This window comes from Catenuloplanes japonicus (genome assembly GCF_000717135.1).
Lineage (GTDB): Bacteria > Actinomycetota > Actinomycetes > Mycobacteriales > Micromonosporaceae > Catenuloplanes > Catenuloplanes japonicus.
Window position 1 is genome coordinate 91,620 of sequence record NZ_JNXY01000028.1, and the last position, 14,290, is coordinate 105,909.

Here is a 14,290-nt window from a genome sequence, read left to right on the forward strand (position 1 = left end):
GGCTCTCCGCACATGAAGATCGTCGACGCTCGGGTCATCGTGACCAGCCCGGGGCGCAACTTCGTCACGTTGAAGATCACCACGGACGAGGGTGTGACCGGGCTCGGCGACGCCACGCTCAACGGCCGCGAGCTGTCCGTCGTGTCCTACCTGCGCGACCACGTCGTGCCGCTGCTGATCGGCACCGACCCGCACCGGATCGAGGACACCTGGCAGTCGCTCTACCGCGGCGCCTACTGGCGGCGCGGACCGGTGACGATGGCGGCGATCGCGGCCGTCGACGTCGCGCTCTGGGACATCAAGGCGAAGGTGTGCGGGCTGCCGCTCTACCAGCTGCTCGGCGGCGCGTCCCGGGAGCGGGTCCGCACCTACGGGCACGCGAACGGCCGGGACATCCCGGAGCTGCTCGACTCGGTGCGGGCGCGGCTGGCCGAGGGCTACAAGAGCGTCCGGGTGCAGAGCGGGATCCCCGGATTGGAGACCGTCTACGGCGTGCACTCCGGCACCGCGATCGCCGAGGTCGTCGACGGCCGGCGGGTGGACGCCCGCGTGCGGCCGGTGGTCGAGGACTGGGACACCGGCGCCTACCTGCGGCACCTGCCGACGGTGCTGGAGGCGGTGCGCCACGAGTTCGGCCCGGACCTGCCGCTGCTGCACGACGCGCACCACCGGCTCACGCCGCAGCAGGCCGCCCGGCTCGGCAAGGAGATCGAGCGGTACGACCTGTTCTGGCTGGAGGACTGCACGCCGGCCGAGGACCAGCGCGGGCTGCGGCTGGTCCGGCAGCACACGACCGTACCCCTGGCGATCGGTGAGGTGTTCAACACCGTCTTCGATTACCAGACGCTGATCGACGAGCAGCTCATCGACTACGTGCGATCGGCCGTGACGCACTTCGGCGGCGTGACGCCGATGCGGAAGCTGTTCGACTATGCCGCGACCCGGCAGATCAAGAGCGCGATCCACGGGCCGGAGGACATCTCGCCGGTCGGCATGGCCGCCGCGATCCACCTCGACCTGGCCGTGCACAACTTCGGCATCCAGGAATACTCCGGCCACACGGCGCTGACGAACCAGGTCTTCCGGCATGGGTACGCGTTCGAGGACGGCTACCTGCACCCGGGTTCGGCGCCCGGCCTCGGCGTGGAGCTGGACGAGGAGCTGGCCGCGGCACACCCCTACCAGGCCGCCTACCTGCCGGTGAACCGCCTGCACGACGGCACGGTCCACGACTGGTAGGCCGCGCGCTCACGGCCCGGCGACGTCCCGGTCGCCGGGCCGGTCCTTGCGTTGCGGCGCGCTCGAAGCCCTGACGTCGTGGCCGTGACAGTGAACGAGCAGCTGGTGGTGACGTTGGGCTCAGGGGACGCACCGCCACGCCGAGGGCGGCTATCGCGCGACGGCGTCCGCCGGTGGCAGGAACTCCGGATAGCGGTCGGCGCAGGTCCGGAGCTCCTCGGCGGCCGCGAGACGGGCGAGGTCGTCGAGGGAGGTGTCGAGGTCGTCGTGCGGCTGGTCGAGGGGCTCCACCTGGAGGCGGTCGCACCAGTACCAGCCGGCGACCTCGATCTTGTTGAGCGCGGCGACGTCGTTGATCAGGCTGCCCCGCAGCTCGTCCCAGCCCCACAGCTCGCCGTTGCCGTAGACGGACGGCGTGGAGGCGCCGTCGCGGCAGAGCTTCCAGGCCGTGACACCGTCCTGGAAGTCGTCAGCGGTCAGGTCGCCGCGGCCGGTCTGGGGGTCGGTGAGAATCCAGCGGGAACCGTCCCAGTACTCGACCACCCAGTGGTCGATCCAGCGTTGTGCGTCGAAGTAGCCTGCGAAACCGCACCGGATCCGCGCCGGTGTGCCCGTCGCGCGCAGCAGGGCACAGTGCAGCAGCGCGAAGTGATAGCAGAAGCCGAGCATTCTCTGCGCCATCGGCCGCTCGTGGTCCAGCGGCGCCGGATCGATCCCGGCCACGTTGTCCAGGATCGATGCGGCGCCGACGGTCTCCTTGTGCGACATCCGCTCGGCGGACAACCGCAGGCCCTGCACGGACGCCGTGTAGTCGTGCACCAGCAGCCCGCGCACGATCGCGCCGAGCGCCTCGGGGTCGGCCGGAAGGCCGGGCACCCGGTCGTGATGCCGCCCGAGATCGGAGGTCGGGCTCGGCTGCCGGTAGAAGCCTGCGATGTCACCCATAGGCGGAAAGGGTACAAAATTCGCGGCCGATGGCCTATGCGGTGGTGGCGATGCCGCCGTCCACGGGGATGACGGCACCGGTCAGGTAGGCGCCCGCCCTGCTGGCGAGGAAGACGGCGACACCCGCCATGTCGTCGTCGCGGCCGATGCGGCGCAGCGGGGCCGATGCGGCGATCGCGTCGCCGAGCCGGTCGAGCGTGTCGGCCATCATCGTCGACGGGAACGGGCCCGGCGCCACCGCGTTCACGGTGACGTGCTGCGGTCCGAGTTCCCTGGCGAGGTGTCTGGTGAGCTGGTGCAGTGCGGCCTTGCTGCTGGAGTACGAGTAGTTGGGCCGCGCGGGGATGTGGATGGCGGCGATGCTGCCGATGTTGATGATCCGCGCGGGGTCGTCGGCGGTGCCCGCGCTGCCCAGTGCCGGCAGCAACGCCTGGACCAGCCAGAACGGCGACTTCAGGTTCAGGTCGACGACGGTGTCCCAGGCCTCGTCCGGGAACGTCGCCAGCGGCGCGTCCCACAGCGCGCCCGCGTTGTTGACGAGGATGTCGAGCGGCTCCGCGCCGGCGGTGACGAGCCCGGACAGTCTCCGGCACTCGTCGTGGCGGGACAGGTCGGCGGGGATCGCCCGCACCTCGCCGAACGCGGACAGCTGTTCCCGCGCCCGAGCGCACGAGTCCGCGTTGCGTGAGCTGATGACCACGCGCGCGCCCGCCTGGAGGAGGCCACGCGCGATCATCATCCCGATGCCACCGGTGCCGCCGGTGACGAGCGCGCGCTTTCCACTGAGGTCGAAGCGTTCCGCATGTGTGGTGAAGTGGCTGACTACCACGTGCTGCCTTTCTCGTTGCCGTGCTGTGTCTCCGCCATGACACCCGGGATCGCGGACGGGCGGGAGCTACCGCTCTTCCGGGTAACGGCGGTACCTCCCGGCGCACCGCCGCGCGACCTACGGTGGTGTGGTGACCAACGAGGAGGTACGGGAGTTCCTCAGCACCCGTCGCGCCCGCATCACGCCCCAGCAGGCCGGGCTGCACGCCTTCGGGGCCAACCGGCGCGTGACGGGGTTGCGCCGGGAGGAGGTGGCGCTGCTGGCCGGGATGAGCATCGACTACTACATCCGCCTCGAGCGCGGGAACCTCAGCGGCGTCTCGGACACGGTGCTGGACTCGCTGTCCCGCGCGCTGCAGCTCGACGAGGCCGAGCGGGCCTACCTCTACGACCTGGCCCGCGAGGCGACTCCGTCCGCGCGCCGGCCGCCCGCGGGGACCGGGCGGATCCGGCCGGTGGTGCTGCGGATGCTCGACGCGATGACGGACCTGCCGGCGTACCTCCGTAACGGGCGGTTCGACATCCTCGCCGCCAACGCGCTCGGCCGCGCGCTCTACGCCCCGGTCTACGACTCGCCGCTGTTCGCGCAGCGCGGTCCGGTCAACACCGCGCGGTTCCTGTTCCTCGATCCCGGCTCCGCCGGTTTCTGGCCCGCGTGGGAGAAGGCCGCCAACGACTCGGTCGCCCTGCTGCGCGCCGAGACCGGCCGCTCGCCGCGGGACAGGGGCCTGACGGACCTGATCGGCGAGCTGTGCACGAAGAGCGACGATTTCGCGCGGCGCTGGGCCCGGCACGACGTGCGGTTCCACCACTCCGGCGTGAAGCGGCTGCGCCACCCGCTCGTCGGGGACCTGGCCCTGCCCTACGAAGCCCTCGATCTGCCCGTCGACCCCGGGCTCCGCATCACCGTCTACTCGCCCGAGCCCGGCTCGCCCGCCCGCCAGGCACTCGACCTGCTGGCCAGCTGGGCCGGCTCAGTCCCCGAGCACCTCGTCGATCGCCCGGTCGAAGACGGACGACAGTGACAGCGCGGCGGCGTCGCGGCTCCACACCTCCTGCGCGGACACGAAGCAGGCGAACGCGGCGGCGACGGTAGCCGGCAGGACGACGTCGTCAACGATGGGCGGGTCGCGCAGCAGCGCCGCCACCTCCCGTTGTGCCTCGTGCAGGTGTTGCAGGTATCGGCCCAGCAGGGCCGGGGTGGAGAAGATCGCCTGGTGCAGCGCGCGGGCCGCCTCGCGATCGGGCCGGTCGTCGACGTGCCGGGTCAGCGGCGCGAACGCGGCGCGCAGTGACGCGCGCACCGGTTCGCCCGGAGGCCGCGATCGCACGGTCTCCAGGAGCAGCTCGACGGAGACGGTGAACCGGCTCACGAGGATGTCGTCCTTGGCCGGGAAGTAGCGATACACCGTCCGCATCGACATGCCGCACTCGGCGGCGATGTCGTCGATCGTCGTCGCCTCGTAGCCACGGGCCAGGAACAACCGCTCCGCCGTGTCGGCGATGTCCTCCCGTACGGCGCGACGCTTGCGGTCCTGGAGCCGCCCGGCCGGTGCAGTCATCGGGCCATCATCGCACACCTTGCCAGTAGTGTCACAACGTGTCAGTCTTGGCATGTCGTGCAAGATCGCTTGGTGACGGGAAACGCGATGAAGCTTCTGATCCTCGGTGCGACGGGTGGCACCGGCGCGCTGCTCACGGCGGCGGCCCTGCGGGCGGGGCACGAGGTGACCGCGCTGGTGCGAGACCCGGGCAGGCTCGCCGGTCGGCCCGGTCTGCGGGCCGTCCGCGGTGACGTCCGGGACCCTGGCTCGCTCGCCGCCGCGGCCGACGGGGCCGAGGCGCTCGTCAGCTGCCTCGGCGTCGGCAACACCCGCGACCCGCACGACCTGATCCGCGACACCGCGCGGGCGGTCGTCGCTGCCGCCGCGCGGACCGGCCTGCGGCGCGTCGTGTTCCAGTCCGCACTGGGGGTCGGCGCCTCCTACCCCAGGACGTCCGTCCTGATGCGACTCGGATACCGGCTCGCGCCCGCGGTGTTCCGCGACAAGGCCGCCGGCGAGGATCTGCTCGCCGCCACCGGCCTGGACTGGACCGTGGTGTACCCCGGCATGCTCACCAACGGCCCCCGCACGGGCCGGGTCACCGCGACCGGCCTCGACACGGTCACCCGGCTGCCCGGCCTGCCCCGCATCTCCCGCGCGGACGTGGCCGAGTTCCTCCTCGGCACCGCCACGACCGGCACGTGGAACCGGCAGATCGCGGTCATCACGGCGAAGAGCTGATCGCCCGGCCGGCAAAATCATGCAGCTGGTCGAGCCTGGGGAACAGCGCGAACGCGTCGACGCAGGCCTCGTCGACGCCGGACTCGACGGACCGCTGCAGCCGGTCCGCGTCCGCGTCGGCGGTGGCGCCGGGCCGGAGGTTGATCCGCATCGCCTTCCGCCGCGCGGCACGCGATCGACCACAGGCGGTCGGCGTCATCGGCCAGGGTAGCCACCTGCGACCAGGCGGTCGCCGACCCAGAGCGTGTCGTAGCCGAGGCCTTCGAGTCCGCGGCAGAACGCGCTCAGGCCGATGGCGGGCCCGGCGACGGGAAGGACGACACCGAGCCTCATCGCGAGAGCCTGGCTCCGGGCGTACCGAATGAGGGTGATGGTGTTCATGGGTGTGCTCCCTTGCGACCGCTCCGACCTCACGCCCCGCGAACGGCTCCTCGCCGCCTTCGCGATGCCCGCGTCCACGCCGCTGTGCCCCTACATCGGGGCGGCGGTCGAACTGCACGACCCCGAACACCCCGCGTCCCTGTACGCACGCGAGCACAAGCTGGCCATCGCCGCGCGGCTCACCGAGACCGCACGTGAGGCCGGCGCCACCGACCCGGAGGAGCTGGGTGAGCAGCTGGCGTTGCTCCTCGACGGCGCCGCGGCCCGCACCCGCGTCCTCAACAGCGCGTCCTTCCCCACCGCCGCCGCCATCGCCGCGATCCTCATCGACAACGCCATCCCCGCGCCGATTCCCGGGTAGCCCGCCGGCGGCGACGGCCGCGCCCGCCGGACACCGATGATCGACTGGCCGTGGACACGAACGAGCCGCACCGCCGGAGAGAACTCAGCGCGATTCGACCGGAAGTCCGGGCACCACGGCCGCGCCGAGCAGCGCCGTCACCCGATCCGCGGGCGCCGGGCGGCCGTAGTGCCAGCCCTGGCCCTTGTCGCACCCGAGGTCACGCAGCATGCCGGCCTGCGCGGCGGTCTCGACGCCCTCGGCGACGGTGGCGAGCCCGAGGCTGCGGGCCATGTCCACGATCGCCTTGATCAGCGCCTGCGCCCCCGGCTCACCCGGCGCCGACCGCAGGAACGACCTGTCGATCTTGAGAATGTCGATCGGGAGGTCCCGCAGGTAGGCCAGCGAGGAGTACCCGGTCCCGAAGTCGTCGACCGCCACCCGGACACCGTCGCGGCGCAGCTCACCGAGGTGCGTGATGTCCGGACCGATCAGGACCCCCTCGGTGATCTCCAGGATCAGCGCGGCCGCGGGCAGCCCGGAGTCCAGCAGCGCCCGGCGTACGACGTCGGCGAAGTCCGGTTCGCGGAGCTGGCGCGGTGAGACGTTCACGGTGACGGACGTGCCGTGCCGCCGGTGCCACGGGGCAGCCGCGGTGCAGGCCTCCCGCAGCACCCGCTCCCCCAGCGGCACGATCAGGCCGCTGTCCTCCGCGGCCGGGACGAACGCGTCCGGCGGTATCGGGTCACCGCCCGGCGGGAACCACCTGACCAGGGCCTCCACGGCCTCGACGCGACCGGGTGACAGCGACACGATCGGCTGGTAGTGCACGGTGATCTCGTCGGTGCCGAGCGCCGCCCGCAGGCGGTTCACGGTGGTGACCCGGCGCTGCTGCGCGTCCCGGAGCGTGGCCTCGAACACGACCGCACGGTCCTTGCCCGCGTCCTTCGCCGCGTACAACGCCAGGTCGGCGTCGACCAGCGCCCCCGCCGCGTCCGCGGCCCCGAGGATCGGCCGCACGCCGATACTGCCGGTGACGTGCAGACGGTGTCCCTGTACCTCGATAGGGCTGCGCAGCACCGCCAGCACGCGGTCACAGAGCTCGGTGCCGGCACCGGCGCTCAGGATCGCGAACTCGTCGCCGCCGAGCCGTCCGAGCCAGTCCCGCCCGCCGACGGTGTCGCGCAGCCGGTCGGCCACCGACGACAGCAGGGCGTCGCCAGCCGGATGCCCGAGACTGTCGTTGACGTGCTTGAAATCGTCGAGGTCGAGCACCAGCAGGATGCCGAGGGGAGCGCCGGCGAGCCGCAGCTCCAGGTCCACCCGGTTGGGCAGGCCGGTCAGCTCGTCGCGCAGGGCCAGCCGCACCAACCGGTGCTGCGTGTAGGCCAGTCGCACCACGAGCAGCACACCCACCGCGGCGACGACCGCCATCGGCAGCACGACGTCCAGCGTGTCGAGCTCTCGCCTCCTGATGTCGGTCAGGAACGCCACCGCGGTGACGATCGGGTTGACGACCACCAGCGCCGTGTAGAGCACGCCCGCCCGCCAGCCGGAGGCGGCACGGCCCCGTCCGGGTTCCGGCACGTCGGGATGCATGATCGCGGCGGCCAGCAGCGCGAAGAACAGCACCCAGCCGGCGGCACTGGCGCCGGGCCCCGACCACGTGCCGCCCTGATGCACCGACACGAAGTAGACCGTGTCGGCGATCGACTGGACGACGACGGCGCACAGGACGAGGACGTTGGCGGTCGCGATCCGGTCGAGGACGGCGAACAGCCGCACCACCGCACAGATCAACAGCAGATCCAGCAGTGGGTACGCCAGCGCGGCGTCCGCCGTACCCCAGTTGCCGGGGTCGTTGATCAAAGGGTCGTAGAGCAGGAACCAGCCGAGCAGCACCCCGGTGAAGGTCACCACGCCGGCCTCCGCGATGCCGGCGAGTGCCGAACCCCGGCCGTTGGAGTGGACGCAGATCGCGGACGCGATCAGGCCGTACATGGTGAAGTAGACGGCGTCGATCACCGAGAAGCCGGACGGGGGCGCGCCGATCAGGAAGCAGACCGACCAGGCGGCGCTGCACAGCGCGCCCGCCGCGAGACCGAGCGCGAGCAGCAGCCACGGCAGGGGCCGCCCCGGTCCGCTGCGGGTGCGGACGAACGCCGCACCCGATCCGATCCCGGCCAGCACGGCGTAGGCCGCCTCCTGGGCGGCAGGCGGCAGCCATGCGACGACGGCGGCCAGCGGCAGTCCGCCGATCAGCAGCCATCTCCAGGCGACCTTCACCTCCACCCGCTCCCCTCGGGACGGCACCACACGTGGCCATTGTCCGGGACGAAGGCCGCCGTCCGGGAGCAAACGGCGCGAGACCCGGCGGCAGGTGCGAGCCCCTGACCCCGGGTCCCGCAGGTGACAGCCCGATCCAGGACCATCGGCCCTACTCGATGTCTCCCGATCGTTGGACGCTCGACGTGACGGGCGGGCGCGACGACGGGCGAGGAGACAGGGATGACCGCACTGGAGATCATCGTCGGCACGGACGGTTCACCGGGCGGTGACCGCGCGGTGCGCTGGGCCGCCCGCGAGGCCCGGCTGTCCGGCCGGCCGCTGCGCATCATCACCACGTTCGACTGGAACCGGACGAGCGGCCGGGTCGTCGGCGGCGCCACCGAACGGGAACTCGCGCAGAGCGCCGCCGGCACGGTCCTGGCCGACGCACGCCTGATCGCACACGGCATCGCCCCGGGAACGCCCGTGCACGGCGAGGCCGTGGCCGTCCCGGCGGCATCGGCGCTGATCGAGGCCGGGCGCCGGGCCGGCGTGCTCGTGGTCGGCTGCCGGGGCCGGGGCGGCTTCGCCAGCCTGCTGCTCGGCTCCGTCAGCCAGCACGTCGCGATGCACGCCCGCTGCCCGGTCGCGGTCGTCCGCGGGCCGTCCGACATGCGCGTCGGGCCGGTCGCCACCGGCGTCGACGGCGGCCCGGCCACCGCGGTCACGCTCGCCACGGCCTTCGCCCTGGCCGCCGAGCGGCGGGCCCCGCTGCTCGCGATCCGCGCCTACGCCGAGCCGGGCGGGCTACGGGACGCGGTCCTCGACGCGGCGCTGCACGCCGTGGAGGCCGACCTGGATCGGGAGATCGCGCCGTGGCGGGAGAAGTACCCGGCCGTGCCGGTCGCGACGCGGGTCGTCGCCGGAGACGCCCGATCGGTGCTGCTGGAGGCGTCCCGGCACGCGCAGATCCTGGTGCTCGGCGGCCACTCCGGCCACGGCGGCGTCCTGCCCGGCTTCGTCGCGCTGCGCGCGCTGCACCACGCCGAGTGCCCGGTGGTCGTGGCGCGCGATCCCGGCCACGGAAGCGACTCGTGACCGGAGAACCGCTCCGGTCACCTATCCGATGAAGAACTCGTCCACGTCGGCCGGGTCCAGCGCCGCGAGCACCGACAGCAGCGACCGGGCCTGCTCGGTCACGTGTTCCGGCACCGTTTCCGGCGCCTGGGCGGAAAAGATCTCCAGCTCGCGGATCACCGGGCCGAGATCCTCCGCGTTCAGGATGACGCCGGTCTCGAACAACGGGAGGTATTCCAGCCCCAGCGACAGGGCCAGCGGCAGCCACCACTCGGTGAACGTCCGCTGGCTCGCGACCGGAACGTAGTCCCGGTACGGCAGCGCTGGCGGCGGCGCGGCACCGGCCTTGAGGGTGGTCAGTACAGCGACGCTCACGGCGACCATCGTGCACGCCAGGCGCAGGCCGCGTCGAACTCCGGGTCGAAAGCGGCGAACGTCCCGAGAACCGCACGCGCATCCGCGCACGCCGAGCCGAGCACGTGCCGCCGGCCTAGGGACGCGGCTCCAGCACCACCAGGGCGGTGTCACGGCCGCGCGCGGCCAGGTGCACGTCCACGTCCTCGTAGATGGCGTAGGTCCGGAACGCGGCCATCAGTCGTTCGCGCTCGTCGCCGGTCGCCGCCCGCGCCCGCACCGGCCGCCGTCCGCCGACGAAGGTCGCGGTCGCGTCCGGCCGGGCCTGGAGGTTCAGCCACCACGCCGGGTCCTGCGGCGCGCCGCCGTTCGACGCGATGGTGACCACGTTCGCGCCGTCCTCGATGTAGTTCAGGACGACCGCGCGCGGCTTCCCGGTCTTCCGGCCGACGGTGTGCAGCTGCAGCATCCCGATCTTGCGGCTGTCCGGCGCGGGCTCGGCCAGGCCCATCCGGCCGCCGGAGACGCTCAGCACCGCCCGGTGCGCTTTCCAGAGCCAGCTCATCAGCCAGTACGGCGGTGTCTTCGTTGCCATGGTGGAAGTCAAGCGGACGTCCGGACCGCGCGCCAATGCCGTTTGATCATGGGGGGACCGTCGCCGCGGACATGCCCGGTCACCCTCGATACCCGTCCGCCTGGAGGGCGAACAGCTCGGCATACCGCCCGCCCGCCGCCAGCAGTTCCGCGTCCGTGCCGGATTCGACGATCGCGCCGGCGTCGAGGACGAAGATGCGGTCCGCGTGCCGGACGTTGGCCAGGCGGTGGGTGATCAGGATGGTGGTGGCGCGGCCCTGACGGTCACGGATGGCCTGGAACAGCGCGTTCTCGGCGCGAGGGTCCAGCGCGGAGGACGGCTCGTCCATGATGAGCAGGTCCGCGTCGCGCAGGAAGCCGCGGGCCGCCGTGATGCGCTGCCACTGGCCGCCGGACAGATCCTGGCCGTCGGCGAACGTGCGGTCGAGCAGCGTCTCGTACCCGTGCGGCAGTGCCATGATCATGTCGTGCGCGACCGCGAGCCCGGCCGCGGCCTCGATCTCCGGCCGGGTCGGCGTAGCGATGCCGAGCGCGATGTTGGTCGCGGCGGTGAACGGCCAGCGGTGGTGGTCCTGGGTGACCACGCCGATCCGGGCCCGCACCGCGTCGGTGTCCAACTCGTGCAGATCCCGGCCGTTCCAGGTGATCACGCCGCTGGTGGGGTCGCGCAGCGTGGCGATCAGCGCGGCCAGCGTGGTCTTCCCGGACCCGTTCTCCCCCACGAACGCGACGGTCTGACCGGCGGCGATGTGCAGACTGACCTCGTCGACCGCGGCGCGGGACCGGCCGGGATAGGTGAGCCCGACCCGGTCCAGGCGCAGTTCCCGCAGCGGGCCCGGAAGATCACGATCAACGGCCTTCGAGGGGAGGTACGCCACGGCGCGCCGCATGAAGCCCTCGTACTCGCCGTACAGCTGGCCGTTGGAGTAGATCGCGTCGACCTGGACCGTCGCCGCGGCCAGCGCCCGCTGGGCCGCCTGCACCGCGATCACGCACACCGCGGCGGCGGACAGCGGGATCCGCCCGGCCAGCAGCAGCGCGCCGAGCAGCACGTAGACGCCGCCGGTGGCGACGCCGCCGATCAGCGTGCCGAGCGTGGTCGTGGTGGTGACGCGCCGGGCCAGCGCGATCTGGATCGCCGTCTCCGCGTCCGCGACCCGGTCGTACTGGTCGAGCAGGAACCCGCGCAGGCCGTAGGCGCGCAGCTCCGGCGCGGACACCCGTTCGGCCATCAGCCGTTGCAGCACCGCGGCCCGGCGGCGGCGCACCGATCCGGCCAGGTAGGTGGCGAACCGCTGGTGCCCGGCGCGCAGCGACGCCCACCCGCCGGGCAGCGTGGCCACGGCGAGCGCGGGCAGCAGCAGCGGGTGGATGAGTGTCACCGCGACCGTGACCGCGAGCAGCCCGGCGAGCCCGGCCAGCAGGTTGAGCACGTCGCGGACCAGGTCGATGGCGGCGTCGGTGCCGCGGGAGGCGCGTTCCATGTCGTCGGCGAACGCGTCCGCGTCGAACGCGTCCAGGCGTACCGCGGTGGTGGTCTCGTAGAGGCGGCGCTCGACCAGGCGGCGCACCTGCGGGGAGAGGCCGTTCTGCGCGTACCCGGTGGCGATGCCCAGCCCGGACCGGACCGCCGCCAGCGCCGCCACCAGCAGCAACGCGGGCAGCGCGGCCGTCACCCGGTCCGGCGTCGGCCCGCCCGCGAACAGCTCGACCAGCACGCGCTGCGCGGCCAGCAGCCCGCACGCGGCCAGCGTGCCCGCGCCGACGGTCGCGACCGCCACGATCGTGGTCCGGACCCGGTCGGCGTGCCAGGCGGTGCGCAGCGCGGCGGCGCACAGCCGGGGCAGCTCGGCCAGCACCGCGCGCAGCCCGGCGTCGGCGCGGGCCCGCATCCCGGTCTCCCACCACATGGTCCGGAGCTCCGGCAGGACAGAGTCGCTCATGGATGCGCACCATAACGCCACCGGTTGCGGAAAGCGCGCATGCCGTCACAGAATCGTCGAGCTTGGACACACGTGAGGTGACGGGGATGGTGTGGTTCTTCCGAGCGCTGGGTCCGCCTGTCGTGGAACGCGACGGCACGGTGGTGGATCTGGGCGGTCCGCAACGGGTGATGGCGTTCGGCGTGCTGCTGGCGAACGCGAATCGGGTGGTGTCGGTCGGCGCGCTGGCGGAGAGCCTGTGGGGTACGTCGCCGCCGAGTTCGTACCGGGTGCAGCTGCAGGTGATCGTCTCGGACCTGCGACGGCGGCTGGCCGGGGGCGGTGACCGGGCGCAGGCGCCGATCGTGACCCGCGCGCCCGGCTACCTGCTGCGCGTGCCGGACGGGTCCGCGGACGTGGACCTGTTCCGGACCGAGGTGGTGGCGGCCCGGTCCGCGCGGGCGGCCGGCGACGACGCGACCGTGGTCCGGCTGCTGACGGACGCGCTGGCACGGTGGCGCGGGCCGGCGTTCGACGGGCTGTCCGGGGACGAGATCGCGCCGGTGGCGCTGGCCCTGGACCGGGCGCGGCTGGACGCGACCGAGCTGGACGTGGAGGCGCGGCTGTCCGACGGGCGGCTGGACGGGCTGACCGCGCGGCTGGTGCTGCTGACCGCGGAGCATCCGCTGCACGAGCCGTTCCACCGGCAACTGCTGGAGGTGCACGGGCGGGCCGGGCGGCGGGGTGAGGCGTCCGCGGTGTTCACCGCGCTGCGCCGGCGGATGCGTGCGGAGCTGGGCGCGGAGCCGTCGGCCGCGCTGCGCGACCTGCATCGACGGATCATGAGCGAGGATCCGGGTGCGGCACCGGCGCGGCCGCGCGCGTGGGCGACCGCGTACCGGCAGCTGCCGCCGGATCCGCCCGGTTTCGTCGGCCGCCGCGGTGAGCTGGCGGCGATCCGCGCGGCCCGTGGCGCCGTCGTCGTGCTGGAGGGCATGGCCGGCGTCGGCAAGACCCGGCTGGCCGTGCACGCGGCGCACCTGCTGGCCGCGGACTATCCGGACGGCCAGGTCCACGTCGACCTCGGCGGCTGCTCCGCGCCGAAGGACCCGGCCGACGTCCTGGCACTGCTGCTCGGCCTGTCCGGCGTCCCCGGCCGCGCGATTCCGCCCACGCTCGACGCCCGTGCCGCCGTCTTCCGCGACCGCCTCGCCGGCCGCCGCGTGCTGTTCGTCCTGGACGACGCCGCCGGCGAGGAGCAGCTGCGCCCGCTGCTGCCGGCCGGCCCCGGCTGCCTGGCGATCGTGACCAGCCGCCGCAGCCTCGCGGTCCCGGGCGCGCGGTCACGCGCGGTGCGCCCGTTCCGCCGCACCGAGTCGATCGCGCTGCTCGCAGCACGTGTCGGGGACCGCCGGGTCGCCGGTGAGGCGCGCGCGGCCGGTCGGCTGGCGGCCAGGTGCGGGGACCTGCCGCTGGCGTTGACGCTGGCGGCGGAGCGATTGCGACGGCATCCGCTGTGGACGATCGACGACCTGCTTCGCCGGCTGCCGGACGATCGGACGCTGGACGGGGTCCGGGCCGCGTTCGCCTCCTCCTACCGGGCGCTGCCGCCGGAGCTGCGCCGGCTGTTCGTGCTGCTGAGCCAGCTGCCGGGCACGGACGTGACCGCGGACGCGGTGGCCGCGCACGGCGGCGAGGACGCGCGGGCGGTCGCGGACGGGCTGGAGTCGTTGCTGGACGAGCACCTGGTGGAGCAGCGCGCGCCGGACTCGTACCGGCTGCATGCGCTGGTCAGGGAGCTTTTAGCGAATAGTTAGCGGTCGTTGTTAACGTCCGTCGACAACTGTGACGAGGAGGAGAACCATGCCAGTCGCACTGCAGTCGGCTCTCGAGGAGCTGACCCCGCGCACGTTCGGCGAGCTGATGGGCGAGCCCGAGGTCCCGTTCGACGTCGTTCAGGAGAACCTGGCCTCGGCGGACCGCTGCCCCGCCACCTGCGGTGCCTGCACCCAGGGCACCGAGGACTGCCAGCGTACCGGCCACACGATCTCCTGACG

16 protein-coding genes are annotated in these 14,290 nt (G+C 73.1%); 7 read left to right on the forward strand and 9 right to left on the reverse strand.

The window, feature by feature from the left end; translation table 11 throughout:
• Positions 1-12: 12 nt before the first annotated feature.
• On the forward strand, positions 13-1,239 hold the full coding sequence (manD, locus tag OP04_RS34015; RefSeq protein WP_033344026.1) for a D-mannonate dehydratase ManD: 1,227 nt from the start codon (positions 13-15) through the stop codon (positions 1,237-1,239).
• A gap of 150 nt (positions 1,240-1,389) precedes the next feature.
• Here manD and OP04_RS34020 read toward each other — a convergent pair whose 3' ends face one another.
• Positions 1,390-2,184 carry a transglutaminase-like domain-containing protein gene (locus OP04_RS34020; RefSeq protein ID WP_051799511.1) on the reverse strand — a complete coding sequence of 265 codons (795 nt, stop codon included), beginning with the start codon at positions 2,182-2,184 and terminating at the stop codon, positions 1,390-1,392.
• 34 nt (positions 2,185-2,218) lie between these two features.
• Positions 2,219-3,013, reverse strand: a complete 795-nt coding sequence (locus OP04_RS34025; RefSeq protein WP_033344027.1) for an SDR family oxidoreductase — start codon at positions 3,011-3,013, stop codon at positions 2,219-2,221.
• 130 nt (positions 3,014-3,143) lie between these two features.
• Here OP04_RS34025 and OP04_RS34030 point away from each other — a divergent pair, with 130 nt between their 5' ends.
• Positions 3,144-4,037: a helix-turn-helix transcriptional regulator gene (locus OP04_RS34030; RefSeq protein WP_332309700.1), complete on the forward strand. Its 894-nt coding sequence runs from the start codon at positions 3,144-3,146 to the stop codon at positions 4,035-4,037.
• On the opposite strand, the gene OP04_RS50410 is transcribed toward OP04_RS34030, so the two are convergent.
• The gene (locus tag OP04_RS50410; protein ID WP_051799512.1) at positions 3,987-4,574 is read right to left on the reverse strand and encodes a TetR/AcrR family transcriptional regulator; all 588 of its coding nucleotides are present in this window, start codon (positions 4,572-4,574) and stop codon (positions 3,987-3,989) included. The two genes, OP04_RS34030 and OP04_RS50410, sit on opposite strands and share 51 nt — an antisense overlap.
• 87 nt (positions 4,575-4,661) lie before the next feature.
• On the opposite strand from OP04_RS50410, the gene OP04_RS34040 reads away from it, so the two are divergent.
• Positions 4,662-5,297: an NAD(P)-dependent oxidoreductase gene (locus tag OP04_RS34040; RefSeq protein WP_033344029.1), complete on the forward strand. Its 636-nt coding sequence runs from the start codon at positions 4,662-4,664 to the stop codon at positions 5,295-5,297.
• On the opposite strand, the gene OP04_RS53845 is transcribed toward OP04_RS34040, so the two are convergent.
• Positions 5,281-5,448, reverse strand: a complete 168-nt coding sequence (locus tag OP04_RS53845; RefSeq protein ID WP_157240738.1) for a hypothetical protein — start codon at positions 5,446-5,448, stop codon at positions 5,281-5,283. The two genes, OP04_RS34040 and OP04_RS53845, sit on opposite strands and share 17 nt — an antisense overlap.
• A gap of 44 nt (positions 5,449-5,492) precedes the next feature.
• Positions 5,493-5,678, reverse strand: coding sequence for a hypothetical protein (locus tag OP04_RS54945; protein WP_198154066.1), 186 nt, complete (start codon positions 5,676-5,678; stop codon positions 5,493-5,495).
• On the opposite strand from OP04_RS54945, the gene OP04_RS34045 reads away from it, so the two are divergent.
• Entirely contained in the window at positions 5,677-6,039 is a 363-nt protein-coding gene (locus OP04_RS34045) for a hypothetical protein (protein WP_198154067.1), read from the forward strand. The two genes, OP04_RS54945 and OP04_RS34045, sit on opposite strands and share 2 nt — an antisense overlap.
• A gap of 84 nt (positions 6,040-6,123) precedes the next feature.
• On the opposite strand, the gene OP04_RS50415 is transcribed toward OP04_RS34045, so the two are convergent.
• Entirely contained in the window at positions 6,124-8,334 is a 2,211-nt protein-coding gene (locus tag OP04_RS50415) for a putative bifunctional diguanylate cyclase/phosphodiesterase (protein WP_157240740.1), read from the reverse strand.
• Between the two features lie 192 nt (positions 8,335-8,526).
• On the opposite strand from OP04_RS50415, the gene OP04_RS34055 reads away from it, so the two are divergent.
• Complete coding sequence (locus tag OP04_RS34055) at positions 8,527-9,384, forward strand: universal stress protein (RefSeq protein ID WP_033344030.1); 858 nt, start codon at positions 8,527-8,529, stop codon at positions 9,382-9,384.
• Between the two features lie 21 nt (positions 9,385-9,405).
• Here the strand turns inward: OP04_RS34055 and OP04_RS34060 are convergent, their stop codons facing one another.
• From OP04_RS34060 to OP04_RS34070, 3 genes are all read right to left on the reverse strand, one after another.
• A complete protein-coding gene (locus OP04_RS34060) occupies positions 9,406-9,738 on the reverse strand; it encodes a hypothetical protein (protein WP_033344098.1) in 333 nt (110 codons plus the stop codon).
• Positions 9,739-9,853: 115 nt separating this feature from the next.
• A complete protein-coding gene (locus OP04_RS34065) occupies positions 9,854-10,312 on the reverse strand; it encodes a nitroreductase family deazaflavin-dependent oxidoreductase (RefSeq protein WP_033344031.1) in 459 nt (152 codons plus the stop codon).
• Positions 10,313-10,391: 79 nt separating this feature from the next.
• Positions 10,392-12,254 carry an ABC transporter ATP-binding protein gene (locus tag OP04_RS34070; RefSeq protein WP_085066987.1) on the reverse strand — a complete coding sequence of 621 codons (1,863 nt, stop codon included), beginning with the start codon at positions 12,252-12,254 and terminating at the stop codon, positions 10,392-10,394.
• Positions 12,255-12,340: 86 nt separating this feature from the next.
• On the opposite strand from OP04_RS34070, the gene OP04_RS34075 reads away from it, so the two are divergent.
• Together OP04_RS34075 and OP04_RS34080 are read left to right on the forward strand one after the other, a co-directional pair.
• Positions 12,341-14,050 carry an AfsR/SARP family transcriptional regulator gene (locus OP04_RS34075; RefSeq protein WP_051799516.1) on the forward strand — a complete coding sequence of 570 codons (1,710 nt, stop codon included), beginning with the start codon at positions 12,341-12,343 and terminating at the stop codon, positions 14,048-14,050.
• A gap of 46 nt (positions 14,051-14,096) precedes the next feature.
• Positions 14,097-14,288: a hypothetical protein gene (locus tag OP04_RS34080; protein WP_033344032.1), complete on the forward strand. Its 192-nt coding sequence runs from the start codon at positions 14,097-14,099 to the stop codon at positions 14,286-14,288.
• Positions 14,289-14,290: the final 2 nt, after the last annotated feature.

What these genes read in the sequence shown, in the direction of transcription:
- manD (WP_033344026.1), top strand. Translation starts at nt 13, where the DNA reads ATGAAGATCGTCGACGCTCGGGTCATCGTGACCAGCCCGGGGCGCAAC.
- OP04_RS34020 (WP_051799511.1), bottom strand. Translation starts at nt 2,184, where the DNA reads ATGGGTGACATCGCAGGCTTCTACCGGCAGCCGAGCCCGACCTCCGAT.
- OP04_RS50410 (WP_051799512.1), bottom strand. Translation starts at nt 4,574, where the DNA reads ATGACTGCACCGGCCGGGCGGCTCCAGGACCGCAAGCGTCGCGCCGTA.
- OP04_RS34040 (WP_033344029.1), top strand. Translation starts at nt 4,662, where the DNA reads ATGAAGCTTCTGATCCTCGGTGCGACGGGTGGCACCGGCGCGCTGCTC.
- OP04_RS53845 (WP_157240738.1), bottom strand. Translation starts at nt 5,448, where the DNA reads ATGCGGATCAACCTCCGGCCCGGCGCCACCGCCGACGCGGACGCGGAC.
- OP04_RS34045 (WP_198154067.1), top strand. Translation starts at nt 5,677, where the DNA reads ATGGGTGTGCTCCCTTGCGACCGCTCCGACCTCACGCCCCGCGAACGG.
- OP04_RS54945 (WP_198154066.1), bottom strand. Translation starts at nt 5,678, where the DNA reads ATGAACACCATCACCCTCATTCGGTACGCCCGGAGCCAGGCTCTCGCG.
- OP04_RS34055 (WP_033344030.1), top strand. Translation starts at nt 8,527, where the DNA reads ATGACCGCACTGGAGATCATCGTCGGCACGGACGGTTCACCGGGCGGT.
- OP04_RS34065 (WP_033344031.1), bottom strand. Translation starts at nt 10,312, where the DNA reads ATGGCAACGAAGACACCGCCGTACTGGCTGATGAGCTGGCTCTGGAAA.
- OP04_RS34070 (WP_085066987.1), bottom strand. Translation starts at nt 12,254, where the DNA reads ATGAGCGACTCTGTCCTGCCGGAGCTCCGGACCATGTGGTGGGAGACC.
- OP04_RS34075 (WP_051799516.1), top strand. Translation starts at nt 12,341, where the DNA reads ATGGTGTGGTTCTTCCGAGCGCTGGGTCCGCCTGTCGTGGAACGCGAC.
- OP04_RS34080 (WP_033344032.1), top strand. Translation starts at nt 14,097, where the DNA reads ATGCCAGTCGCACTGCAGTCGGCTCTCGAGGAGCTGACCCCGCGCACG.